General features: G+C 64.1%; 26 protein-coding genes. 6 read left to right on the top strand and 20 right to left on the bottom strand.

What is annotated here, in order from left to right; all coding sequences use genetic code 11:
• Positions 1-23: 23 nt before the first annotated feature.
• Complete coding sequence (locus NY08_RS02770; RefSeq protein WP_032394471.1) at positions 24-491, bottom strand: universal stress protein; 468 nt, start codon at positions 489-491, stop codon at positions 24-26.
• Positions 492-605: 114 nt separating this feature from the next.
• Here NY08_RS02770 and NY08_RS02765 point away from each other — a divergent pair, with 114 nt between their 5' ends.
• Complete coding sequence (locus tag NY08_RS02765) at positions 606-1,361, top strand: GAF and ANTAR domain-containing protein (protein WP_032394472.1); 756 nt, start codon at positions 606-608, stop codon at positions 1,359-1,361.
• A 9-nt stretch (positions 1,362-1,370) separates the two neighbouring features.
• Here the strand turns inward: NY08_RS02765 and NY08_RS02760 are convergent, their stop codons facing one another.
• The 3 genes from NY08_RS02760 to NY08_RS02750 all read right to left on the bottom strand — a co-directional run bounded on the left by NY08_RS02760 (position 1,371) and on the right by NY08_RS02750 (position 3,629).
• Positions 1,371-2,837, bottom strand: a complete 1,467-nt coding sequence (locus NY08_RS02760; protein ID WP_045194796.1) for an MFS transporter — start codon at positions 2,835-2,837, stop codon at positions 1,371-1,373.
• A gap of 52 nt (positions 2,838-2,889) precedes the next feature.
• Positions 2,890-3,087 carry a hypothetical protein gene (locus NY08_RS02755; protein ID WP_032394474.1) on the bottom strand — a complete coding sequence of 66 codons (198 nt, stop codon included), beginning with the start codon at positions 3,085-3,087 and terminating at the stop codon, positions 2,890-2,892.
• A gap of 74 nt (positions 3,088-3,161) precedes the next feature.
• A complete protein-coding gene (locus NY08_RS02750) occupies positions 3,162-3,629 on the bottom strand; it encodes an NUDIX domain-containing protein (RefSeq protein ID WP_045194792.1) in 468 nt (155 codons plus the stop codon).
• Between the two features lie 82 nt (positions 3,630-3,711).
• Between NY08_RS02750 and NY08_RS02745 the strand changes: the two genes are divergently transcribed.
• The gene (locus NY08_RS02745; protein ID WP_045194790.1) at positions 3,712-4,353 is read left to right on the top strand and encodes a ScbR family autoregulator-binding transcription factor; all 642 of its coding nucleotides are present in this window, start codon (positions 3,712-3,714) and stop codon (positions 4,351-4,353) included.
• On the opposite strand, the gene NY08_RS02740 is transcribed toward NY08_RS02745, so the two are convergent.
• A complete protein-coding gene (locus tag NY08_RS02740; RefSeq protein ID WP_045194788.1) occupies positions 4,331-5,245 on the bottom strand; it encodes a ScbA/BarX family gamma-butyrolactone biosynthesis protein in 915 nt (304 codons plus the stop codon). The two genes, NY08_RS02745 and NY08_RS02740, sit on opposite strands and share 23 nt — an antisense overlap.
• A gap of 463 nt (positions 5,246-5,708) precedes the next feature.
• Between NY08_RS02740 and NY08_RS02735 the strand changes: the two genes are divergently transcribed.
• From NY08_RS02735 to NY08_RS02725, 3 genes are read left to right on the top strand one after another with little or no spacing between them, the layout of a single operon-like run.
• A complete protein-coding gene (locus NY08_RS02735) occupies positions 5,709-6,575 on the top strand; it encodes a tyrosine-type recombinase/integrase (protein WP_235387082.1) in 867 nt (288 codons plus the stop codon).
• 13 nt (positions 6,576-6,588) lie between these two features.
• Entirely contained in the window at positions 6,589-7,122 is a 534-nt protein-coding gene (locus NY08_RS02730) for a DUF2637 domain-containing protein (RefSeq protein WP_052683707.1), read from the top strand.
• A gap of 38 nt (positions 7,123-7,160) precedes the next feature.
• Complete coding sequence (locus tag NY08_RS02725; protein WP_144407306.1) at positions 7,161-7,826, top strand: hypothetical protein; 666 nt, start codon at positions 7,161-7,163, stop codon at positions 7,824-7,826.
• Between the two features lie 25 nt (positions 7,827-7,851).
• On the opposite strand, the gene NY08_RS02720 is transcribed toward NY08_RS02725, so the two are convergent.
• Both NY08_RS02720 and NY08_RS02715 read right to left on the bottom strand, forming a co-directional pair.
• Positions 7,852-8,778, bottom strand: a complete 927-nt coding sequence (locus tag NY08_RS02720) for a tyrosine-type recombinase/integrase (protein WP_045194782.1) — start codon at positions 8,776-8,778, stop codon at positions 7,852-7,854.
• 184 nt (positions 8,779-8,962) lie between these two features.
• Entirely contained in the window at positions 8,963-9,220 is a 258-nt protein-coding gene (locus NY08_RS02715) for a hypothetical protein (RefSeq protein ID WP_144407305.1), read from the bottom strand.
• A 421-nt stretch (positions 9,221-9,641) separates the two neighbouring features.
• On the opposite strand from NY08_RS02715, the gene NY08_RS02710 reads away from it, so the two are divergent.
• On the top strand, positions 9,642-10,886 hold the full coding sequence (locus NY08_RS02710) for a Fic family protein (protein ID WP_082073672.1): 1,245 nt from the start codon (positions 9,642-9,644) through the stop codon (positions 10,884-10,886).
• Between the two features lie 50 nt (positions 10,887-10,936).
• On the opposite strand, the gene NY08_RS26565 is transcribed toward NY08_RS02710, so the two are convergent.
• Genes NY08_RS26565 through NY08_RS02650 form a run of 13 tightly spaced genes read right to left on the bottom strand, consistent with a single transcriptional unit; the run spans position 10,937 to position 23,047 of the window.
• On the bottom strand, positions 10,937-11,068 hold the full coding sequence (locus tag NY08_RS26565) for a hypothetical protein (RefSeq protein ID WP_268748826.1): 132 nt from the start codon (positions 11,066-11,068) through the stop codon (positions 10,937-10,939).
• On the bottom strand, positions 11,065-12,309 hold the full coding sequence (locus tag NY08_RS25075) for an O-antigen ligase family protein (protein ID WP_144407304.1): 1,245 nt from the start codon (positions 12,307-12,309) through the stop codon (positions 11,065-11,067). Before NY08_RS25075 ends, NY08_RS26565 begins: the two co-directional genes overlap by 4 nt.
• 36 nt (positions 12,310-12,345) lie before the next feature.
• A complete protein-coding gene (locus NY08_RS02700; RefSeq protein WP_045194778.1) occupies positions 12,346-14,409 on the bottom strand; it encodes an Ig domain-containing protein in 2,064 nt (687 codons plus the stop codon).
• A gap of 1 nt (position 14,410) precedes the next feature.
• A complete protein-coding gene (locus NY08_RS02695) occupies positions 14,411-16,231 on the bottom strand; it encodes an SGNH/GDSL hydrolase family protein (RefSeq protein ID WP_045194775.1) in 1,821 nt (606 codons plus the stop codon).
• Positions 16,228-16,506 carry a hypothetical protein gene (locus NY08_RS02690; protein ID WP_045194773.1) on the bottom strand — a complete coding sequence of 93 codons (279 nt, stop codon included), beginning with the start codon at positions 16,504-16,506 and terminating at the stop codon, positions 16,228-16,230. The genes NY08_RS02695 and NY08_RS02690 overlap by 4 nt, the downstream gene beginning before the upstream one ends.
• Before the next feature lie 10 nt (positions 16,507-16,516).
• Complete coding sequence (locus NY08_RS02685) at positions 16,517-18,883, bottom strand: hypothetical protein (protein ID WP_045194771.1); 2,367 nt, start codon at positions 18,881-18,883, stop codon at positions 16,517-16,519.
• A gap of 4 nt (positions 18,884-18,887) precedes the next feature.
• Complete coding sequence (locus NY08_RS02680; RefSeq protein ID WP_045194769.1) at positions 18,888-19,973, bottom strand: hypothetical protein; 1,086 nt, start codon at positions 19,971-19,973, stop codon at positions 18,888-18,890.
• Positions 19,973-20,392, bottom strand: coding sequence for a hypothetical protein (locus NY08_RS02675; RefSeq protein ID WP_045194767.1), 420 nt, complete (start codon positions 20,390-20,392; stop codon positions 19,973-19,975). The genes NY08_RS02680 and NY08_RS02675 overlap by 1 nt, the downstream gene beginning before the upstream one ends.
• The gene (locus NY08_RS02670; RefSeq protein WP_045194765.1) at positions 20,376-20,810 is read right to left on the bottom strand and encodes a hypothetical protein; all 435 of its coding nucleotides are present in this window, start codon (positions 20,808-20,810) and stop codon (positions 20,376-20,378) included. Before NY08_RS02670 ends, NY08_RS02675 begins: the two co-directional genes overlap by 17 nt.
• Complete coding sequence (locus NY08_RS02665; protein WP_045194763.1) at positions 20,810-21,289, bottom strand: hypothetical protein; 480 nt, start codon at positions 21,287-21,289, stop codon at positions 20,810-20,812. The genes NY08_RS02670 and NY08_RS02665 overlap by 1 nt, the downstream gene beginning before the upstream one ends.
• Entirely contained in the window at positions 21,289-22,110 is an 822-nt protein-coding gene (locus tag NY08_RS02660) for a glycoside hydrolase family 19 protein (protein WP_144407303.1), read from the bottom strand. The genes NY08_RS02665 and NY08_RS02660 overlap by 1 nt, the downstream gene beginning before the upstream one ends.
• Positions 22,110-22,436 (bottom strand): hypothetical protein, encoded by a 327-nt coding sequence (locus NY08_RS02655; protein WP_045194761.1) that lies wholly within the window; start codon positions 22,434-22,436, stop codon positions 22,110-22,112. Before NY08_RS02655 ends, NY08_RS02660 begins: the two co-directional genes overlap by 1 nt.
• Positions 22,433-23,047: a C39 family peptidase gene (locus tag NY08_RS02650; protein WP_052683703.1), complete on the bottom strand. Its 615-nt coding sequence runs from the start codon at positions 23,045-23,047 to the stop codon at positions 22,433-22,435. Before NY08_RS02650 ends, NY08_RS02655 begins: the two co-directional genes overlap by 4 nt.

The raw sequence follows: 23,047 nt of genomic DNA, 5'->3' as shown, positions 1-23,047 counted from the left end.
AGACAGGCTCGATTTCGGATCGTTCAGGGCACCACGGTCACCGGCCAGCGGCCTGCTTTGACCAACCGCACCGCCACCGAACCTGCGATTCGGTGGCCCGCAGTCTCGGACGCCCCCACCACGACCGCGTCGGTGCGCAGTTGCTCTGCCACGGCGATCAGCCCGTTGTACGGGTCGCCCTGCGCGGTCCGGAACTCCCACCGCACGTGTTCCCGATCCCCGAATCGTGCAGCGGAGGCACGGACGTACTCGAGCAACTCGTCGGCGATCTGCTGGCCGGTTTCGACGAGAGAGATGCCGGCCTGGCCCCACGACGCCGTCGCAATGGGTTGCACGTACACCAGCACCAGCAGAGACCGCTGTCTACGAGCGAGCCCTGCCGCATAGGCGGCGGCGCGCCAGGAGGAATCGGAACCGTCGACACCCACCACGATCGACTTCGGACCGTCGTGGCCGTACTCGAAACCGGTGGATCCTTGTGCGTCGCTCACCAGTCGAGGCTACTGCCGAGACCCGTCCTATCGGCCACCCGATCCGGTGACGGTACGGTTGATGCACTCCGAGTCCCGGTCACTCGATGCTCACACACTGGACGGAAGTAACCAATGAACGACGAATCGCAGCCGAGCGGACCTCCAGCCGTTCCTGCAGGCTCCACCGACGGCCCGGTGACCGACCCGGCCACCGTGTTCGCCGCGCTTGCCGACATCGTGTACCGAGGCAGCAGCGCGGAAGAGATCTACACCGCGATCTGCAATGCCGCCGTGCTGATCGTTCCCCACTGTGATCACGCCAGCCTGATGCTGATGCGTCACGGAAAGCCCGTCACCGTCGCGGCCTCCGACGACGTCGCTCGAGTCATCGACGACATCGAGCGCGCCACCGGCGAAGGCCCGTGTCTGGACGCGATCACCAGCGAGGCGGCGCAGCTCGAGGCCGACTTCCGGACACCGACGCAGTGGCCCGCGATGGCTCGCGGTGTGTTGAACCGCACGCCGGTGCGAGGGGCCATGGGATTTCGCCTGAAGGTGGACGATCAGAAGGTGGGCGCGCTCAACCTGTTCACCGACGAGCCGGGTGTGTTCGACGCCGACAGCGCGAGCAAGGCGATCATTCTGACGGCGTTCACTGCCGTCGCCGTTGCTGCGGTCATGAACGGTCAGGAGGCGTCGACTCTGCGTGACGGACTCGAGAGCAACCGTGAGATCGGCAAGGCGATCGGCCTGATCATGGCTCTGCACGATGTGTCCGGCGACGAGGCGTTCGCCCTGTTGCGTAAGTCCTCTCAGGACCTGAACGTCAAGATCGCCGACCTCGCAGCAACCGTGGTCGATCGGCACAGCAAGGGCTTGAAGTCCTGAGCTGTGCGCTCAGTGCCCACTCTGGACCTTCTTGGGGAGCGCGAACACCAACGCCAGTGCCACGAGACTGAACGCGGCACTCACGGCCATCGCCATGGCCGCGCCGTGCAGAAAACCGGAGCCGACGGTGTCGGGGCCGGTGATGTTCAGAGATCCGAACAGCACACTGCCGATGACGGCGATGCCGATCGCGGAGCCGACGCGCTGCATGGTGGAGATGACCCCGCTCGCGGCTCCCGCGTCGTCGCGATCGACGGTCGCGACGATGAACTGCGCGTTGGGTGCGATGAACGCGCCGTTGCCCAGACCCGCGATGAACAGTGGAACCAGCAGCGTCCAGTGCGAGATCGTGTCGGCGGAGCTGGTCGCAAGGATGATCCACAGCCAGATCAGCCCGATCGAGACGAGCGAGGCCCCGAGTACGAGAACGGTACGACCGAGCCGGATCGTCAGCCTGTTGCTCTGCGAGGCGGCAATGATGCTGCCGATGGCGAACGGTATGGACACCAGTCCCGATGCCAGTGCCGTGTTGCCCAGCCCGGTCTGCCACAGCAGCGAGATGGTGAAGAAGATGCTCGTGAAGGCGGCGAAGTAGACGAGCGCGAGGATCACACCTCCGGTGAACGCCGGACGGGTGAACAATCGAGGCGGCACCAACGGATTCTGTCCGCGGCCGCTCCGGATCACTTCCCACCGGCCGAACAGCGCGATGAGGCCGAGGCCTGCGGCGATCGTCAGGTAAGTCCACATCGGCCAGCCCGATTCCTGGCCCTCGATCAGCGGAACGAGCAGTGCGATGAGACCTGCCGAGATGAGCAACAGTCCGAGCCAGTCGATTCCGGGGCGCGCCGTCGGTTCGGTGTCGGTCTTGCTCGGGAGCAGCACTGCAGCCGCGACGAGACCGACGATTCCGATCGGTAGGTTGACCCAGAAGACCAGCCGCCAGCCGTTCTCGTCGCCGAAAGCCTGGATGATGAGGCCGCCCGCGATCGGTCCGAGCGCAGTCGAGACGCCGATGACCGCACCCATGATGGCGAATGCCTTGCCTCGCACCGGACCTGGAAACAGCAGTTGAATGAACGCCGTGACCGCGGGGACGAACATACCGCCGGCCAGACCCTGCACGACTCGCGCGACGACCAGCTGCAGATCGTCCTGAGCCAGCCCACACGCGAAACTCGCGAGGGTGAAGAGGGCGAGCCCGGTGAAGAAGACCCACTTGTGGCCGATCCGGTCGCCCACCTTGCCTGCCGGGATGAGAGCCAGGCCGAAGGCGAGTGCATACCCCGAGATGATCCACGACAGAACTGATTCCGACGCTTCCAATGTGGTGCTGATCGTCGGCAGCGCCACGTTGACGATCGTGGTGTCGAGCAACGCCATGAACATTCCGAGTAGAAGGACCACGAGCGCCTGCCAGGCGCGTTTGGGAACCTCCGTTGCCGGTGGGGTTGCAGAGGCGATGCCGTCGGTCACTGTGTTGTCCTTCGTCGTTGTCGCCGGGCGGTATCGGCCGACCGATCCTCGGTCACTGGCCGATCATTGCCGTTGCGACGAAGACCCACGACAGTCCGCCGGCCAGAACCACGAACGCCGATGCGACGATTCGGCCACCCCACTGAGTCTCCACGAGGGATGTCTCCACGACCGATGTATCCACGACCGAAGTCTCGGCACGAGTTCCCTCCGAGACGGTTTTCGCGCCCGCCGTATCCATCGTCGTCATGATTCGATTCCCACCCTGCATCCGCGACCCTCGTCATTTCCGGCCGGTGGATACCCTGGGAACCCGCGCCGAAACTACCGTGCCGCGACAACTGCCTCCAGCGCGTCCAGAAATGGGTGCTGCGAGGCGAGCAACTTCGCTCTCGCCTGAGCCAGCGGAAACCACTCGACGCGGTCGACCTCGGGAAACGATGTCGTGATGCCGGATTTCGGAGGCCAATCGATCTCGAATGTGTTGCTCACCGCATTCGACACATCCAGATCGGACTCGACGCCGAACGCGGTGACGATCTTCCCGCCGCGCTGCGTGACCGTGCCGAGTTCGATGTGATCTCCCGCCGGAACGTCGATCCCGACTTCCTCGCGAAATTCTCGCTGCGCCGCCGTCCACGGGTCTTCGCCGTCGGTGATCAGACCTTTGACGATCGACCAGGCTCCGTCGTCCTTGCGAGCCCAGAACGGTCCGCCGGGGTGAGCGATCAGCACATCCGGACCGTCGACTCCGACGCGGTACAACAGAATTCCTGCGCTCGTATCGACCATGGTCTCAGCCTGCCATCAATTCGCAGGAGAATGTCTTGCTGCACGCCGTGCCGCGAACCCGGGTAACAGTTATTGTCGACCGATGCAGGAGCGTGCAGCGTCCACCAGGCAGGCCGTACTCGAAGGTGCTGCCGCCAGTTTCGAGAAGTTCGGTTACGGCACAGCAAGTTTGAGCACCATCATCGCGCATGCCGGGGTCAGCAAAGGCGCGATGTATTTCCATTTCTCGTCCAAGGAAGATCTGGCGCAGGCCGTGATCGACGCGCAACTGGCCATGGCGGCGAGTGCGAGCGCCATCGTCATCGAGCGGACGCCGAAAGCGTTGGACGCCTTGATCCTGGTGAGCAAGGAGTTGGGACGCCAACTGCAGACCGAATCGATCGCCCGCGGGGGTATGCGGTTGACGTTGGAGTCGGCCATCGTGGGCAGTCCCAATGCGCAAGCGTTCGAGGACTGGGTCGGCAAGATGGGCGATCTGGCCGCGCGCGCTCAGGCCGAGGGCGACATCGTCGACGGTATGGACGCACTCACGCTCGGCCGCTACATCATCGCGTCGTTCACCGGCGTGCAGACGGTCTCGGAGATGCTGACCGGACGTGCCGATCTACAGCAGCGGCTGACCGAGATGTGGCAGATGTTGCTGCCCGCTGTGGTGCCGCGCCGACGCCTCCCGCGGGCGATGTCAGTTGCCGAGGACGCCCTTATCGACTGGAGCGATCGGTAGGAGCCAACCACGGTTCGGACGTCGCCGTGACGGACATCGCCGACAGCACCGCGCCGTCGTGCTCGAACTGAATACGGAAGACGCCGTCGGTGGAGTCCGTGTCGACGATCACCGAGCACGGGTTGGTCCACTCGGCGAATCCCATGAACCTCACCTCGCAGGAGGTGAAATCCAAGGCCGGTGTTCCGGTGGCCAAGCGTAGAGCCTGACGGGCCGCCTCGAGCATCGTGACTCCCGGCAGGTACTCGACCGAATGGTCGAACATCGCCAGGTTGCGCGGATCCGGCGCGACGACGATGGTTCCGTCGGATGTGTGCCGCGCCAGCACCACGTCGGACGGATCGAGGCGTCCGACGGAGGACGGCGGGACCACCTCGGTTCCGGCCGGCAGGAAACGGAAGTGGGGGTCGGCAACGGTCGACTTCCGAACCTGCGAATACACCTCGGGTCCGATGGTCCGGACCGACGCCGTCCCCGACGCGACGAGGTGGGTGCCGTTCAGGAGTCGGGCCGAGAGCTTCATGTTGTCCAGCGACTCGTTCTCGAACGTCACGTCGGTCGTGATCGACTCTGCGACAAGCGAGTCTTCGATGTCGTCGACCGACAGCGGGTCCAGGATCTCGAAGCGAGAGTGCTCGATGAACACCACGTGATCGAGTGGCACGCCGTGGTTGACGTGAGAGAAGAGGCTGATTGCCTGGCGTAGAGCCTCGGCCACCATCAACGAGTCGTGGGTTCGGCGAACCGGCGCGAACATGCGATGCGATGTGGGGAACTGGACCGCCGCCCGATGGGTGCCGTCGACGGTCTCGTAATCGGTCAACAGAACGTCGGCCGGAGACCGCCGATGCACGAGGTGTCGTGGAACGGTTGCTGCGTAACTCAAACTCATGAAGCCCCTTAAAACCGACCGACCCGGTTTTTAATAGCACTGTCGAGCCACCGGGATCGCTCGTTCAGTATGTCGCGGACGACCGACAAAACTGACATCGGTCGACGGGATTCATTCATTCGATATACAGAAATAACCGTCACGATCTGTTATCTAGCTCGAACTCGCGGTACCACATGTCCGGTACGTTCCTGCGCCGCGCCTGGGCTCCGGTGGCCTACCCCCGACAGCAAAAATCCCCACCCGGCGAACCGGACGGGGACTGCGCTCCCCCACCTGGACTCGAACCAGGAACCCTTCGATTACCAGTCCAGCAAGGTCGTGACCTTGGCTTTCCCCGCGGCAGCGTGAGGCGATCATGCACACGACACACCTGCGTCCGACGCTAAATGCGTGCGACGGCACTGGGACGAGTGTCCCAAAACCCAACCACGCTGCCCGTTATCTGCGTCACAGTCACACCATGCACAAGCAAATGTATTCCTTGCCCCCTGAATGGGAAGACGCCGTCATTCGCTGGGTCGAATGGCTCATCTCCGGCGGCGCTCCCGCGACCACGATCCGCACACGCCGCAGTCACGTACGTGGCGTCGCCCGCAAGCTCGGGTCCGACTCGCCGGCCACCGTCACCGCCGACGACATCGTCCACGTCACCGCGCACCAGGACTGGTCGAAAGACCACCGCCGCGGCCTGAAGTCGTCGCTGATCAAGTTCTTCGACTGGGCCATCAAGGTCGGCATCGCCACCAGCAACCCGGCGATCGACCTACCGAAGGTCTCCGAGTCGCGGCCACGACCCCGCCCGGTCCCGGACAACATGTGGGCACAGCTCATCGTCAACGCCGGACCACGCGAGCTCATGGCCGCGCGACTGGCCGACGAGGTCGGCATGCGCCGCGAGGAAGTCGCCAAGTGCCACACCAGTGACGTTCTCGAATCGTTCGACGGCTACGAGCTCGTCGTGCACGGCAAAGGCGGCAAGCAACGCACCGTGCCGATCACCGACAAACTGGCAAAGGACATCCTCCAGGGACCCGGCGGGCACACGTACGGTCTCGGCCGCCGCGGCTACCTCTTCCCCGGCGCGGTCGACGGCCACATCTCGGCGCACTACGTCGGCAAGCTCGTCGGCGACCTGCTCCCGCCCGGATGGACCATGCACAAACTCCGCCACCGCTTCGCCACCCGGATGTACCGCGCATGCGGCCGCGACATCATGATCGTCTGCCGCCTCCTCGGCCACTCGAACGTCGCCACCACCCAGCGCTACCTCGCCACCAGCAACGAAGACCTCCGCGCGGCAGTCAACGCACTCGCCGCCGCGGCCTGACACAGGAGAGACCATGTCCCGATTCCCCTCTGCGGCCTCGATCGCAGGAACCATACTCATCGCACTGGGCGCATTCTGGCTCAGCTTCACCGCACTCCGAGACCTCGCCGAGAGATCCGGCGTCCCCACCGGGCAGGCCTGGGTATGGCCACTGATCGTCGACGGCCTGGTCCTCGTCGCGACTGTCGCCGTCGTCGCCCTCGACGCCCACCGTTGGTACGCCTGGACACTGCTCGGCATCGGCGCGAGCCTGTCACTGTCCGGCAACTCACTGCACGCGACGTACACCGGGGAGTTGCCCGTCGCAGTCCGCATACTCGTCGCCGCCGTACCGCCACTGTCACTGCTCGCCGTCACACATCTGACGTACCTACTCGCACACCGGCCAACCGCTGCGATCGAACCGAGCATCGCACAGGCCGACATCGTCGTTGACGCGACCCGCACCGGCGCGGACATCGCGCCTTTGCTCACCGCTGCGCGCGGAGACCGAAGCGAGGTTCCCGACCTCGGTGCCTCGTTTCGCCAGGCTCGTGCCGCTGGATAACATTCACCACCTACCGCTGAGTCTGGTACACATCGTGCATGACTCGGACGTCGACAACAGTGATACTCGCAGTGGCGAGCGCGGCCCTCCTCGCATCGTGCACGAATGATGCAGGGTCCGAGGAGGTCGCCGCCGCAGCTGAGCCGTCGGCCACGGCAGCGGCGACCACCACGCCACCTACGACGACGGCTGCAGCGCTCACCGAGTACGACCGATACGTCAAGCTGATGAAAGACCGGCGCATCCCAATCCGTCCCGGCACGTCGGGCACCTACTACAGCGACGTGTCCATCTGCGGGCAACTGCGCGACGGCAGCCTCGACACGTGGAACCTCGCTACCCGCGAAGGTGTGCGCGAGCAGGACGTCAACGGTCTACGCATCACGGTCATGGTTCCGTTACTCTGCCCCGACATGCAACCCGCGATCGACGCTGCACGCTTCGGTGAGCTCACACAGACCAGCATTCTGGGTGGGAAGTTCCTGGTATCCCAGACGCCGATCGAGGGCTCACCCACTATTCAGCCCGGCACCTGGACCACAGAGGCCGCCGTCTCCGACTGCTACTGGGAACGTTCCGACGCGCAGGGCAACATCATCGACAACAACTTCGTCTCCATCGCTCCCCCGATCACCGTCGTGATAGCCGACTCGGACTCCGGTTTCACCTCGAACGACTGCGGGAAGTGGACGCGCACCAATTGATTGACACGGCGCGCGCCCACTTGCATCACGCGACCGCGCCGAGATACGCAGCGAGGGTGTGCGCGGCGTGGGTGTCGAGGTTGCGGCGGCCGCGGTCGTAGATGCCGATGGTCGTCGAGATGTCGGCGTGACGCGCGGCGATCTGCACTTCCCGCAACGGGACACCTGCGTCGATTGCGTTGACGATCATGCTGTGCCGGAACGTATGCGGGCTCACGCGCATGGTGATGCCGGCTTGTTTAGCCACGCGGGTGCACACTTTCGCGGCCGAGTGACGGACCATGCGTGAGCCGTCGCGGCGCAGCAGCAGCGGTCCATCTGTGCGGCCGTCGATGACCGCGTCGATTGCGCGCATGACGACGGCGGGTTGCGGGACGATAGCCTGAGCCCCGCCCTTCTGGGTGAACGTCATGACGCGGTGGCCACGGGAATAGCCGAGCACATCCTGAACGTCGAGGCCGCAGACTTCGGAGACTCGTAATCCGTTGTAGCCCATAATGACAACCAGGGCATAATCGACGGGTGAAGAGTCGTAGGCCTGGCGGCACACCGCCTGTAGTTCGTTCCGGTCGAGGTGCACCTTCGTGGTCGTGTCCCGACGATCCTTGGGCAATTTCAGCAGGCGCGCAGGGTTTTTCGTGACGAGGTCGTCGTCCAGGGCGATCTCGTAGAACAGTTTCAGCGTGCCCATACGGTGCCGGATGGTCGACGAGCAGTTGTGTCGTTCCTCGGCGAGATAGCGCATGTACATTTCGAGGTGCGGTCGCCGTACCTCGAACACATCGAATCCTGTTCTGTCACACCACAACAAAAAGATGTCCATATCCGATCGATACGACACCCGAGTGTTCCCGTCCCAGCGTTGCAAGAACGACTCGACATAGAATTCGCGGTCCATCGGGGGCATCGACTGCGGGACAGCAGACAGCACGGTACCGTTCAGCACGGTCACACTCCAATTTCACGATTGGTGGGTGGCAAGGCCTCGTCCGGTGTTCCAGCACCGGCCGGGGCCGCTCTTTGACTGTCGCCACAGTACGCCCAAAACGGGCACTGCGGTACTCGTTTCAGACACGAAAAAGCCCCACCCGCAACGGATTGCGGGTGGGGCTTCGTCGTCGAGCAGACCGGTCAGATCAGAGCGCGGTCTCGTCGGCGACGACTCCGCCTTCGGTGCCGGGTTCGGCGGTGCCGCCAGTGTCACCGCCACCGTTGTCGACGGCGGCGTCGGGCACGATGCCCTTGACGGGATCGAGCAATGTGCGGATCTCGGCGGCGGTATCCGCGTCGGCTCCGGTTGCCTCGATGATCTTCGTCGCGGCCTGATCGACCTCGACGGCGATGGCCTCCCGGACCTCGGCGATGGCCTTGGCGGATTCGGTTCCTACTGCCATGATGATGCTCCTTCGTGAGTGTTCCATCGATGCGAGCACGGCCGCGAGTGCGACCGCTCCGCCTATCTGCCACCACACAGGGCGACACCTCCTCCTGTTGAGAAGTCCTGCGATCGGGCGATACTCACCGATCAGTTCTTGGGCCACCGACGCCGCCGCGACGGCTCGCGGGTGCCTGCGCCGCCGCAGTCAGGGCACGGGTGGTCGGGCCACGACGAGACGGTCTTGCCGTGACGCATTTCGCCAGCGGAAATGCGTCCGGCACCGCGGCACCACACACAGTCGACAGGAAGCATCAGTGCACCGCCTCACACAGTGGTTGGCGTTCGTTCCTCAAGTGGACGCAAAAACTGCCGAAAAACACCCCAAGTAGCGATAAATTCCTGTTCAGCGCGCATGAAAATGGGTGTACATTTGGCGCATGACAAGGCCGGACCAGCATCCGTTCATCAGCTTCGAATTCAACCCGCGCCTACTGCAGCCAGGGGTATGGCTGGCTCTGGGTGAGGCGATGAGCAAGTGCCAACACCTGGCCGGGGTACCACTGAAGCCCGTGCGAGCAAACGATATGGCCTCCATCTACCTCGCTCGCGGGGTGCAAGCAACGACCGCAATCGAAGGAAACACGCTGTCGGCAGCGGAGGTGCAGGCCATCGTCGACAATGGCAGCGCCAAGGTCGGGAAGTCGCGTGAGTATCTAGAACGCGAGGTGCAGAATGTTCTCGGTGCCATAGTCAGGATCGACGAAGCATTGCGATCCGGTGAGACATTGCCGATCACTCGCCAACGACTAGAACTGCTGAATTACCAAATTCTTGCAGGAATCCCGGACAAACCCGAGGTCGTCCCCGGGCAGATCCGCCACCACAACGTCAGTGCGGGCCGGTACCTCGCTCCGGATTCACACGATGTGCCTGAACTTCTGGAACGGTTTGTGCGGTGGCTCAACGAAATGCGCTCGTCCGTCACGGCGAACTCGTCCGACACCGACAAGTTCGTGAACGCGATGCTCACTGCCATCCTCGCTCACCTGTACATCGCCTGGATACACCCGTTCGGAAACGGGAACGGTCGCCTCGCCCGATTGATCGAGGTGCAAATCCTCTCCGAGTCCGGAGTGGTTCCCATCGTGGCGACGAACTTACTGTCCGATTTTTACAACAAGACCCGTGACGGGTACTACCTAGCACTGGACGCCGCCCAACACGACGTCGTGGCGTTCATCGAGTACGCGCTCGACGGATTCCTCGACGAGGTGCGTGCGCAGATCGAGGTGGTGAAAGAAGAGAACGTTCAAATCCATTGGGAAAGCTTCGTGTACGAGACATTTCGTGGGCAGCCCTCAACTGAAACTCGTTCGCGACAGCGCGAACTAGCACTGGCAATGCCGGACGGTCAGTGGATCACCGCTCGCCAGGTAACTCAGCTCAATACACGCCTGGCGCGGCTCTACGCAAAGGTCGGTGACCGAACACCAGCTCGCGATCTGAACGATCTCGAACGCATGCATCTCGTGGACAAACACAAACGGCTCTACCGAGCGAGGCGAAGCATCATCAGAGCGTTCATTCCGCCCACGTGGGAGACACCTCATGAGCCGACGATCTCAGAGTCTCTTGCCGACCTTGCCCCGTTGGAGGAACCCACATTGTTCGACGAACCGTAGACCGAGCAGTCGGGCGCATAACTCGCGTTATGCGCCCGTTTGGATCGCAGTCAGAACGGGCCCATGCCGAGCCACCACATCACGACGAGTGTCAGCACGAGTGCGCCGGGAACAACGACCTTCAGCTCTTTCAGGTCGTACTCGTGGCGGATCAGCCAGCGCTTGATCGGGTCGTCGCTCACGCCGACACACTGTCCCGCGTAGCCGTCGCGGTCGCCGCTTTCGGAAGCGGGTGCGCCATGGATAGGCCAACCATCACGCCGACTGGGACCATCACGAACGGGTAGATCAGCACGTTGTCAGTGAACGCAACTGCGAGGACTCCCAGCAGCGACAGCACCGCCGCCTTGTGAATCGCGCCGGGGAGCTGCCGTGCTCGCTTCCAGATCGCGACCGTGATCATGATCAGTCCGATCGCGAACGGAGCAAACCCGATGATTCCGAAGTCGTGAAGGATACGCAGGTACTCGTTGTGCGGGTGAGCGATGTTGTCGAAACGCGCGGAGATCATCGCAGACGCCGAACCTGGCCCATTGCCGAGGAGCGGTGACTGCAGCCACGAGTCGGTGGTCATCTCCCACAGAACGGTGCGGCCCGATGTGTTCAGATCCAGTCCGCCTGCCGAGTACGCGTTGTCGCCTTCGAGGAACCGATCACGTAGTGGTGCCCACGTCGTTACCAGGACGTACATCAGGTACAGCATCGGGATAGCTGCGGCGAGCACCTTCACCGCGCCGTTTCGCTTGGCTGTGAAGAGGTACGAGATCGGGATAAGGATCGCTGCGACGAACATGGCCGTCCGGGACAACGTGAGTGCGCACGCGGCGACCAGAAGGAATGGCAGAGCGCGGTCGAACCAGTTGTGTTTCGGCATGACCAGCGTTACTCCGACGAACACAACGAGGATCAACGCCGCCGAACGAGGCCCGTACAGTTCGACGCCAACTAACGACTGCCCCGCTGTCACAGCGCCGACCGTGATTGCAATGCGGCGCAGCCATTTCAACGTGGCGTCGGCCGTACCTTGCGAGCAGAGCGCGGCGGTGATCGGGATCGAGGCGATGAACAGAACATAGACAGCGACGTTCTGCAGTCCGTCGGTATTCGGACTCAACGCCAGGAGGGCGATTGCTGCGACGGCGAACAACGTCATCGCGATCGGCAAGGCTCGGTCGTCGAACCTTCCTGTCATGTACGGCTCGTGTCCGCCGTCCGCGCCGACCGGCAGGGTGTTCCGCCCCTTTGTTGTCACGAGTAGCGGCGAAGCCAGGACGAGCAGGGCAGCGACGCCGAGCGTGGCTGCGCCCGACAGGCTGAGTGGGCCGAGGCCAATGCCAGTTGGAACGTCGACGACCAGCGCCCACGCGAGCGCAACGAGGACGATCAAGGGCATACGCGGCTTGAGATTGTTGGATGCACTCACCAGGTGAAAGTACCTGGTGAGTGCGTCCAACGCGCCTCAGACGAGAACTGCGCCGCCCGAGAGCGTCCATCCTGCGGCCGAGTTGTCGGTGAAGTCCTCGTTCACCCAGACGGTCGACCCATCGATGGTGGACACCTTGACGCGCTTCACATCGCCCGCGAAGCCTGCGAGTTCGAGTGGCGCGGTGCCGTCGAACAACGTCGTCGCCGCGCCGGTTATGGTGGTGCCGAGCTGCGTCCACGTGACGTCGTCGGTGGTGGTGTAGAACGCGGTCGATCGCACGGACGCATCCATGTCGACACGGATGCCGAGCAGCGCACCAGCCGTGAATGTCACGCCCAACGTCGAGTCTGTGGTGACAACCGGCGTCGAGGTGCCCGACTGGAACATCTGCATCCGCAGCTTCATCGACGACAGCGTGAGCAGCTGCCACGAGCGCTGATCGCCCGCAGTCGCCAGACGGCGGATGATGCTGCTCAGCGAGGTGAGGGTGTCGAAGTGTCCGACGACCTCGATACGCATGGAGTCGGCGGCGATGAGTCCTGCCGGTGCCGCGATGGACGCGACCGCACCGTTCGTCGGCATGTCGAGAACGGTCGGACCAGCCGGTACCCCCTGCGCGATGGTAAGGGCTTGATCGTCGAAGCCGGCCGAGTTGGTGGCTCGAACAGTGAACGATGCGGGAATGCCCGCGGTCGGCGTGCCCGACAGGACACCCGTCGACGCGTTGAGGGTGATGCCGCTCGGGAGTGCACCGGAGGCGATCGACCACGTGAGAGGTGCCGTGCCCGTCGCGTTGAGTGTCGTGCTCGGGTAGGCCGTGCCGACCAGTGCGGATGGCACGGTCGTGGTGGTGACTACGGGTGCTACCGCGGTTCCGAGCGATGCAGGGATGTAGACCGACGCAGGGTCGACCCATCCTTTATCGACGATGAACTTCGCGATGCGGCGGGCGATGACCCAGTGCCCGATTGCGTTCGGGTGGATCGAGTCGTCGCGTAGCGATGTCGGAACGGTGTCGGCCGCGATGTCGGCGTTGTCCTGCGTCGTTGGCGTGATCCCGGCGTCGGACAGTCCGCTGGCGATGAGATAGCCACGGATGTCGAAATAGTTGTCGGGGTACGCCGCGGCGAGCTGGGCGTTGCGGGCGAGGATCGAGATGTACCCGGCGCTGCCGCTGACGTCCGCACCGCTGGTCAAGATGGACAAGACCAGGAAGCGCTTCGGCGCGTTCAGGTAGGCAACCATGCTGGCGGTGTCACGGAGCAGCGTCGAGCTGCCGTTGCGGCCACCCCAGAATGTCTGGATGTCGCCGCGGTGAGTCTTGGAGTCGTCGACACGAAACGTCGAACCGGCCGGGCAGTTGATCGCGACGGTGCCCGCTGCTGTCCTGGTGAACGTCCATGCGCCCGTCGACTGGTCGTGCTTGAGCGTGCCAGCGACGCCGCAGAGCCGTCCGACGAACGCACCGCGCAATGCATTACCGGGCGAGTCGGTGATGAACCCCGTCGACGGCACAATCGTGGTGACAGTGACCGGGTCTGTGGTTGCAGGGATCGAGTTGCCGGTGAGCGTGATCTGCGGCGCGAGACCGCCCTGCCGGACGGCGATGTCGGCAGGAGCCTCACCGGGAACAGAGGGGTTGAACGCGGGGATGCCAAGCCAGTCCGAGACCAACTCGTGCCACTTGATGCCGCCACCCTGCCCCGCTGCGGTGATCGAGTCTCCCAACGTCGACAGGGCGGCGATGCCAGCAGATGCGGCAGACGGGGTTGCCCACACGACAGCCGTGCCGGAGCGGGCGAGCACCTGACCATCGGTTCCGCCGCTCGGCTTCGTCACCAGCGGGGTCAGATCAGACGGGGTTGCCACGACGCGAGTCCACAATGCCTGCTCGGTCGAGTCGTAGCTCGCACGGGATGTTCCGCTGGCAATACGTGAGATCGCGATTCCGTTTGCCGTGACAACCTGTCCGGCGACATACGCCGTGAGGGGCTGGAAAACGGGAGCATAACGATTGTCCAGTTCACCCTTCAGCTTCGTGCGCACCGGATCCGGAAGATTGGATTGGTCGTCGACCGTGACAATCGCACGCGCCATGTCACACACCTACTTTCATGTAGTCGAGCACCAGATCGGCCATGGCGTTCTCGCCTGCCTCGTTGAAATGGACACCGTCCGCGACGTACAGCGAGGAGCTGGTGAGCTTGCCCCGCAGATCGAGCGATCGGACACCGAGCGTCGAGGCGGTGGAGACGATGTTGTTGCCGTATGCCGTCCACGCAGCATCCGAATCGGGGCGGACGATGAACACGATCTCCATCTGCGCCACCGCCGAGCGGAGTCGATCGACGATCGTCGACATCGCGGACGACATCTCGGCCTGGGTCCGCCCGGTGCCCTTGTCGTTCGAGCCGAGCGTGATCAGCGCGACGTGCGGGTCGTACGCATCGATGAGCGGCAGAGTCGACTTGTCCGACCCCGTCAGCCAGCCCGCCACCTCGAACGCACGGATCGAGGCCTGCGAGAGGTTCACCTGCGTCACCCCGGCTCCCTCGTCGCCGACGTGCTCGATGATGCCGAGGATCGCAAGACCTACGCCGACGTCGCCGCGGATCGACAGCGTCGCACCGGGATTGGTGATCCTGGTGATCACGCGGTCCCCGACCGAGGACTTCGTGATCGACGACCCCGCATTGGCTGCGGTGATGATCATGTTGCCGCTGTAGCCGGTGGTGAGAACGTCGACCGCCGTCACACCCGCCGACAAGGTGTAGACGACCTCGTCGGCGTTGCTCGCATGTCCACGCTGCAACCACAGCGACCCGGGGATGCCCGTCTGAAACGTCGGTACATTGAGCGCGTCGAGCGTGCGACCGGCCGGCAACTGCTGCGCGGTGTTGAACGAGTAGCTGCCAGGGCCGACCGGCGGCGACGGCGGAATCCATCCCCGACCACCGGCAGGGCGGCCGAGCTGTGCGCGGAGCAGTTCGGCGAGGCGTTGCGGCCACACCTTCGCCCACGAACTCGGACCACCCGGCGCACCGAAACCGTCGTTCGTCGAGTCACCGAGAGTGAGCAACTTCAGCCGAGTCGTACCGGACGCGAGCGCCGCGGACTTGTAGTAGCTGCTCGCGGCCGCCAACGCACCATCCGCAGCGACCGCACCGCTAAAAAAATACAGGCCGGGGCGGGACGAATCCGGCGTGAGCGCCGGGGTGTACCGCGCATCCGCCTCGGTGTCGGTGATGGCCGACTCCACCTTCTCGCGGACTGCCGGGGCGAGCTTGGCCGCGTCGATCGAATCGGCCGGAACCTCCCCACTGCCCGCCGGCAACGGAACCGGAACACCGACCGGCACCTGCCCACCCGGTGAACCGGGCGCGTCCCGGTAGAACTGGATCCCGTCCTCGACGATCTCCACACCGGAAATCGAGAACCCCGGCGGTCCCTGGACAATTCCGGTGCCGGAGCCCGGCACATTCACCGGCTGCACCGTCGTCAAATTCACGACCGTCGGATTGCGCCCCGCCACCAGTGCGGCATCCGGATCGTAGACCGGGAGCACGAACGCGAACTGCTTACGCACCACCTGCGCACCGTTCAGTCGCAGATCGAACGAGGCCTGCCACTTCCAGTTCGTCGGATTGGTCGCCTCGTTCGGGGCCAGCAGCATCACGTATGGCAACCCACGATGAGTCAGCCGACCGTTGACGTAGGAGCACGTGATCGGCTGCACGGACAGCCACTTCGGCATCGTCGGCACACGAATTCCGCCGGCCGACTCGGCGAGCATCGGTTCGAGCTTCACCGTCCCCGTCAACGCCACATCATCGGGCAGATCGTCGGAGTCGAGGCCGTCCATGACGAGACCACCGATCCAATCCTCCACACGCCCGTACTCCAACACCGGTGACGTCATGCCGATCCTTCCTGAGCTTCGATAGCGAGCACCGCGTCGGGATCGGACTCGGTGACAATCCGACCTTCGAGAATCTGGCCGTCGAGGGCCGGGCCCATCCCCGCATAGGGTTCCGGCTCGGGTACGACGAACACCGGCTCGTACGCGGGCAACGGCTCGACGCGGCCCGCGAACGAGATGTCGGGTTGATCGGTTCGAGTGATGACCAACATCGCGCCGTCGCGACGCGCGGTGTACTCGAACCCTTCCTCGTCGGTGAACACAGCTGCTGACATGTGAACGCTCCTATTCGGGGTCAGGGAGATCTCGAGCCAGGATGAATTCCCAGCCGCCGGAGTTACCGAAGTCCGCGCGGCTCAGACCCAACTCGGTGTAGCGGTACGCCGAGCCTCGCGGAATCGCATTGGCCGTATCCGGATACGTGAGCACAGGGGTCCACGTGTCGGTTCCCGTGAGCTTGTAGACGATGAACACGTTGCCCTCGGCACGCAGTTTGAAGACGTCACCGGAGTTGACCGTGAAGTCCTGCGACGCCAAGACCCCACCACCGAGCCACGGCCGATACGCCAACGTCACACCGGTGGAACGGACTTCGACATCGACATAGCTACGGACCCGCAGATACGCAGGCCTGGTTGTGGGCGTGCGGATCTGGCCTGACACCTCGTGATCGTCGCGAGCCATCTTCGCTGTCACCCGGTACCGGCGGCGGCCGTTGTCGATCAGTCCGCCGGGCAACATGATTGCGCCCGACACCACTACTGCGGCTGCGCCCTCCTGGCGGGAGAGCGTCGGTGGAATCGACCCCGAGGAGAAGTCCTCGAAATAGGTCACCAGTTCAGGCAGGGGCAGGTTCGTCGGCTGTCCGATCCCAATCCAGGGCAATGCCGCAGCCGGAGTGAACGTCAACGACGACGCCGCGATCGTTGACTGCTCGGTGATCACCGACGACGAGATGATGCGGTTGGCGATCTGCGGCGGATACAGCAAACCCTCACGAGGGACAGCCGCGTTGTTGATCTTGCCCACCAGCTGGCGCTGCGAATTCGTCGGACCAGGCTGGTGAATTCCCAGCCACACCGACTCGTTCGCCTCGAACACCAGCTCGTTCGGCAAGTTGTAGATCTGCTCCCCCGGCCCGCTGATCGCAGCCGATTGATTCGGCGAGACGTGCTCGATCAACACCGACCCGTCATCCGGACTCATTCGCCCGATCAGGATGTAGATCGGGTTCGGCGACGACGCAGGAATGCTGCCCAACGCGTACACGACCGAACCACGACCACCGGACCACTGCACCCGAACGAATCCTGCCTCGACCGAGTTCTGTGGGGGCAGGTACACCGGGTCCGCTTTGGTCACCGCGAAGTTGTCGTTGTGTCCGTGCGGGTCGAGGGTTCTACTTCCGGTGTTGGATCCGGTGGTGCCACGCACGTGGTCGTGAGTGCTCCACCCCGAACCGGACGTATTCGACACGCCGCCGCTGAGTCCGTTGACGTCGCGGTCACGCGAGATCTGGTGGAACGTGCACTCGTGGTTGGTCATGCAGTGGTGGTACGGAACGACCGGGAGGCCCTTCTGCACACCGATGATCGCGGCCTGTACCGCGTTGACCTGCTGCTGCTGAGCGGCACCGATCGCCGCGGCAGCGGCCTCGGCCGCCGACGTCGCGGCCGCGGTGGCATCGACGACGACCGTGCCGATCGCTTCCTGCGCGCCCTGCGCCGCCTCGAGCGCCGCGCCCGCATCGGCCTTCGCGTCCTCGATCGCCGTGAACTCGCTGCCGCGGATCGCGAAACCGGTGAGTCCTGCCGAGAATTCCGGTGTGGCACCGAAGAACCCGGTCCACGTCATGCAGGAGAACATCGAGAACTTGTGGTTCCCGTCGACAGGGAAGCCCGACACGTCGTCGTGGACGATCAGCTCGACACCATCGACCACCACCACGTAGCGGGCGTCCTTCATCCGCAGTTCCGGAGTGGACGAGAAGCTGTAAGACCGTTCGTCGTTCGCCTTCCACTGCGATCGGGTCATCGAGTTGCCCGACCGCGTGAACCGGCCGAGCTCGCAGTGCCCGCCCCAGAAGTCGACGTACACGCCCTCGGTGCCGGCCGCGTTGCACCGGCCGTAGATGCTCGTACGCGCACGGGTCGCGATCTTCCCCGACTTCGAGAGCGGGTGCACGATCGCGATCACCGAGTAGTTCGGCGACGACGCCGCCTGCGGACACAGCGCATACCGGGTGCCGTCGTCGACCAGATTGAACGGGGCCGACTGGTTGAGCTGCGCGGCCTGGTCGATGATCTCCAACGACTGCCCGTCGCCGAACTGCTGCCACACCGGAATCACGCCCGGGTTCGGAGACCCGAGCGTCGAGGCGTTGATGCGGTTGAAGTTGTCGGAGTACTCAGCTCCCGCCGCCATCCGACCCTCGAGCGTCTGCACCCGTGCCGCCAGTCCCGCCGTGAGAACCTGCGCGGTGTACTCGCGGTCCTGAGCATCGGGGGTGTTCTCGAAACCCTGATCCCCCGCCAACACCTGACCGAGCGCGCGGAGCGTCTCGGAGTTGCCGATCTGAATGCCGCTGGGCTTGTCCTGATCGCGACCGTTGTAGCCGATGTCCGGATTGTTCGGAGCGAAGTATTCAGGCACAGGCCTACACCGGAACCGGAATCGGGCGGACCCGCAGGTACGCGCGTTCCTTGCGCGTCTCGAGACGTGTCTGGGCCGTCGTCTCGATCTTGCGCGCGATCAGGAAGATGTTCACCGCGGTGTTCTTCGGCACGATCGTCGACGACGACGTCGGCACCGAGATCGTCTCCTCCGCCGCGCGGGAGAGCACACGCGGTATCCACTGATTCTGGAAGGCGGTGATCGCGATGGCCGGACCACGCGCGAGCAGCGGCCCGGACACCGCACCGAGGCGGCACTCCAAGTCGATGCGCACGTTGGCAGTGGTGAAGAACTCGACCATGCCGTCGACCTCCGGCTCCCATGCGAACGGCTGCGCCGGCATCGGCATCGTGACGATCGAGAGGTACTCCCCCGCCCACCCGTTGCCCGAGTTCACCGCCAGCCAGTCCTCGGCCGAGCCTGCCTTCTTGTAGACGCCGGGCGATTGGAAGATCTTGCGGGGACCCCACTTACCGTCCGATCGCTTCGCGAGCACATCGCCGGTGACCGCCGCGGTGTCGTCGTCCTCGTAGTCCGTCGCTGCCTCGACCGCAGCAGCCGGGCCGGGGACGGTCGACGGCGCTCCGGTGTCACCTTTGCGCAGCACGAAGTCGGCTGCGTACGCGCCCGGTGAGATCTCCTCGAACGCGACCGATCCGTTGCCGTCGGTCGTCGAGGTCACCGACCGCACCGTCAACGTCGGGACTGCGCCGGTGTCGCCCTTGTCGCCGAGGTAGTTGGTGAGGGTGTCGAACTTGACGGGCCCGCCCGGGTATTCCTCGACGACCATCTTGACGTCGCGGGACCCGTCGACACGCCAGCCGTGACCGATCCACTCCGGCGACAGGGTGCCGATCGCCGGGATGTCGGCCGGGATCTGTGCGCGGTGGATCTGTACCGGGGTGCCGTCCCGGCCGGCGTCGCCGGGGTCGCCCTTGTAGGCGAGGACGTCGACGTCCATTTCGCCGCCCTCGATCTCGGCGAGACCGCGGCCCGTTGTGCGGATGTTCCACTCGTCGTGGAGTCGCAGCTTCAGGGTCATCGGCAATTCGAAGTTGAAGCCTGCCATCACTGCCCACCTGTCTGTCGGCCGTTCAATTCAAGGTCGCGCCGCAGGGCGATCACCTGAACCGTCAGCTCATCGAGCTTGATCTTCATCTCGGCCAACTGGCGAGAGAGTGACCGAGCCTGGTCCGAGTAGTGCTGCTTCTCCGCGCGCTCGTCCGCGAGTTCCTTCTCCAGGTACTCGATGCGCTTCTCGGCCGTCGCCAGACGCTCGTCGTCGAGACGGCCTTTCGAGATCAGCTGTTTGCGCTTGCGTTCGGTAGCGCGCTCCTTGCGGGTGGAAATCCACGTACCGATCGGGCCGAACACCTGTCGGACCTTCTCCGATACGAGAGCCATGATCACGACCACTGCGAGCAGCAGGGCCGCGTACAGGTAGATCGGGTGCTGTGAAACGAACTCGGTTTCAGGAGTCGGCGGCATCAGGGACACCCTTCTCTGCAAGCGATTGCATCCACGCCGAGCCCGCCAACGCCAGTGCCACAACACCTCCGGCCATCACCCCAATCGGAGTGCGGTACCCATCAATCTCGTCCTTGGACAGCACGGACACCAACTGCCCGAACCCGATTCCCACCAGAGCCAGGCCGATCACGGTGTAGCCGAGAGCCACCGCGCGCCGAACACAGCCGAGCCACCCCACAACTGCCGCAACCGAACCAAGCATCAGAGCCCACCCCCACACCGGCAGAGGTGCCGCTCGCTCGACATCGCCCAGAATCGCAGCGCCGGTCTCCGTCCCCACCGCGTAGTCCAGACCACGGAAGAACGCACCGACCAACACCGTCACCTGAATGACGGCCGACGAGACGAGACCGAGGTCGATCGACCGCCGACGCATCAGCCCGCCTTCGGTGGCTTGATGCCGAACTTGTTCTGCACGTACGCAATCACCGACGCGATCGCAGCCGATCCGGCAAGAGTGCCGACGACCTTCCAGTCGTCCCACGAGAACACGTTCAGGGTCCCCTGCGTGACCGCCTGAATCACGACGTTGCCGCCAGCTACCACTACGACCGCGAGCAGACTCTGAATCAGAGTGCGCAACGCACGCGATCGCGCCTGAGACTTGATCCAGCCGACCGGGTCGAAGTCCCCATCCTCGGTGATCACCGGACCGCCCAACGGCAGGCCTCCGAGGTCGAACAGCGAGTCGAGCTTCGCGCGGCCCTCGGCCTCGATCCGCTCGAATGTTTCATCGAGACGCGCACGGGCATCTGCGCCGGCCGCTTCGAGCTGTGCCACCGCACCCGCGAATGTGGCCGACACCTGCTCGACGACACGTTCGGTGATCAGATCGACCACATTTCTGTCGGCCATCACTTCCCCTTTTCGTACTCGTACGGTGCAGGATTCTCGACCTTGAGTGCCGCAAGGACCGCGTCGAGTTTCAACTCGACGCGCTTGAGCTGTTCGACTTCGAAGTTGCCGATCTGCATCACACGGCCCACGCCGTCGACGAGGCTGCGCTTCTTCTGCATGTGGTCGCCCAGTTGATCCCAGCCGCGCCGTTGTCCGTCAACTTCCTTGCGTCCCAGCAACTGCTCTTCGATGTTCTCCGCTGCACCTGCCATGTCATCCTCCTGGGGTAGGAGCGCATCACCGAGTTTCAGTGCGCGCGTGTAGCGGGACTGCCTGTCCGGCATCCCGTTCGGTGTTGGGACCCAGCCGTTCACGCATCGTGAGACTGAGAGAATGTCGCCCGCATCCGCGAAAGCGTTGATCTCACCGCGGCGCGGCCCACCGTTGAGCCAGTACCACGACGCTGCGAGGAATCCCCACCGCGGTTCCTCGACGAGCTCGGGGCGGTTGACGAACAGCTCGGAGTCGGTGACGTATCCGGCGGCCTTGCACCATTCGCCGAATCGCCGGTAGTTCCCCTGCCACGTGAGCTGAATCGGTCCGCGGCCGCGGTACCTGGTGCGATCCCACGTCCACGTCGGGTTCGACTCTTCGATCTCTGCCATGTAGCGCAAGCCCGATGATTCGTGGCCGATCTGGCTGCACCACGCCGCGGCCCGAAGGACGGTGGTGATCTGGGCGGCGCGCATCGCCTCCTCGAAATGCGGCAGGTATGCGGCGATGGTGGCGGCGGAAACGTAGGTCTCCTGCATCGCCGCCCGGAGCGTCTGAGCATCCATCAGCAGGGCTCCCATCTTCCCTCGACCAAGAAACCGTGAAACCCGCATGTCACGCACAGGATCGAGGGGCTCACGGTCAGGCGCTCGGGATTGTCGGTGTTGGTGTGCGTCCACCCGGTACCGGGAGTGTCCGACTCCCCGGTGCGCCCGTTGGCCCAACCCTCGAAGTCAGGGTGACGGTCCTGCTTGCAGGGATGCCAGAAGGTAATCCCTTCGAGCTGAGTGCATTCGGGGTCGGTGTATCTAGGGGTGTAACGCATTCCGTGACCGGCGTCGTACTTACCGCCGTCCTCGTTTGTGCTGCCATCGGGCAGGTACGCGCTCATCGGCGTGGGCCCATGAACTGCTCTTCGATCCGAGCCCACGTCGCTTCGTCGTCGGCGGCCGCGACAGGCGCAACGTCCGGTGTCGCCGTGTACCCCTTACCCGCGATGCACGACGCCAACTGATCGACCGACATCCAATACTGGTACGGCCGGAAGCCCGAGTCGGCGACGAACACCTCGCGGGTGTCGGCATTGAAACCGACGACCGTGAAGTAGTGGTAGACCGTCCCCCCGCCGTATGCGGGCTTCTCGCCGCGAGTACCGCGCGGGTAGTTCGACGGCGGCACAACGACGTTGACGACCACCGCATAACCACCGAGGATCGACGACCGTATGTCCGACCACAGCAACTCACGCTGTGCAGGTGTCGCATCGTTGCCGGGGATCTGCCGGGTGACGTAGTCGGCGTCGACGTTCCGGTTCAGCAGGTCGGTGATCAGCCCAACGTGGTTTGTGCCGTTACGGGTAGTCCCGAGTTGTTCGGCGAGATCCGATTCTGTCGAGCCGATCCCCCTCACATCGAGCGCGACCTGAGTCGACGCAGGCCCACACCAGTAGAAAGTTTCCTGTGGGATGATCGAGACATTGTGGGGCAGAACGATGTCCGGCAT

The sequence above is a fragment of the Rhodococcus sp. B7740 genome (assembly GCF_000954115.1).
GTDB lineage: Bacteria > Actinomycetota > Actinomycetes > Mycobacteriales > Mycobacteriaceae > Rhodococcoides.
This window is presented reverse-complemented; position numbering and strand designations above follow the sequence as displayed.

Bases quoted from the DNA above. Each gene is read 5' to 3' on its own strand.
- NY08_RS02750 (WP_045194792.1), bottom strand. From the start codon at position 3,629: ATGGTCGATACGAGCGCAGGAATTCTGTTGTACCGCGTCGGAGTCGAC.
- NY08_RS02670 (WP_045194765.1), bottom strand. From the start codon at position 20,810: ATGCGTCGGCGGTCGATCGACCTCGGTCTCGTCTCGTCGGCCGTCATT.
- NY08_RS02765 (WP_032394472.1), top strand. From the start codon at position 606: ATGAACGACGAATCGCAGCCGAGCGGACCTCCAGCCGTTCCTGCAGGC.
- NY08_RS02675 (WP_045194767.1), bottom strand. From the start codon at position 20,392: ATGCCGCCGACTCCTGAAACCGAGTTCGTTTCACAGCACCCGATCTAC.
- NY08_RS02740 (WP_045194788.1), bottom strand. From the start codon at position 5,245: ATGAGTTTGAGTTACGCAGCAACCGTTCCACGACACCTCGTGCATCGG.
- NY08_RS02725 (WP_144407306.1), top strand. From the start codon at position 7,161: ATGACTCGGACGTCGACAACAGTGATACTCGCAGTGGCGAGCGCGGCC.
- NY08_RS02735 (WP_235387082.1), top strand. From the start codon at position 5,709: ATGCACAAGCAAATGTATTCCTTGCCCCCTGAATGGGAAGACGCCGTC.
- NY08_RS02745 (WP_045194790.1), top strand. From the start codon at position 3,712: ATGCAGGAGCGTGCAGCGTCCACCAGGCAGGCCGTACTCGAAGGTGCT.
- NY08_RS02700 (WP_045194778.1), bottom strand. From the start codon at position 14,409: ATGGCGCGTGCGATTGTCACGGTCGACGACCAATCCAATCTTCCGGAT.
- NY08_RS02710 (WP_082073672.1), top strand. From the start codon at position 9,642: ATGACAAGGCCGGACCAGCATCCGTTCATCAGCTTCGAATTCAACCCG.
- NY08_RS02690 (WP_045194773.1), bottom strand. From the start codon at position 16,506: ATGTCAGCAGCTGTGTTCACCGACGAGGAAGGGTTCGAGTACACCGCG.
- NY08_RS02650 (WP_052683703.1), bottom strand. From the start codon at position 23,047: ATGCCGGACATCGTTCTGCCCCACAATGTCTCGATCATCCCACAGGAA.
- NY08_RS02660 (WP_144407303.1), bottom strand. From the start codon at position 22,110: ATGGATGCTCAGACGCTCCGGGCGGCGATGCAGGAGACCTACGTTTCC.
- NY08_RS02730 (WP_052683707.1), top strand. From the start codon at position 6,589: ATGTCCCGATTCCCCTCTGCGGCCTCGATCGCAGGAACCATACTCATC.
- NY08_RS02680 (WP_045194769.1), bottom strand. From the start codon at position 19,973: ATGGCAGGCTTCAACTTCGAATTGCCGATGACCCTGAAGCTGCGACTC.
- NY08_RS02695 (WP_045194775.1), bottom strand. From the start codon at position 16,231: ATGACGTCACCGGTGTTGGAGTACGGGCGTGTGGAGGATTGGATCGGT.
- NY08_RS02665 (WP_045194763.1), bottom strand. From the start codon at position 21,289: ATGGCCGACAGAAATGTGGTCGATCTGATCACCGAACGTGTCGTCGAG.
- NY08_RS02755 (WP_032394474.1), bottom strand. From the start codon at position 3,087: ATGACGACGATGGATACGGCGGGCGCGAAAACCGTCTCGGAGGGAACT.
- NY08_RS02715 (WP_144407305.1), bottom strand. From the start codon at position 9,220: ATGGCAGTAGGAACCGAATCCGCCAAGGCCATCGCCGAGGTCCGGGAG.
- NY08_RS02655 (WP_045194761.1), bottom strand. From the start codon at position 22,436: ATGAGCGCGTACCTGCCCGATGGCAGCACAAACGAGGACGGCGGTAAG.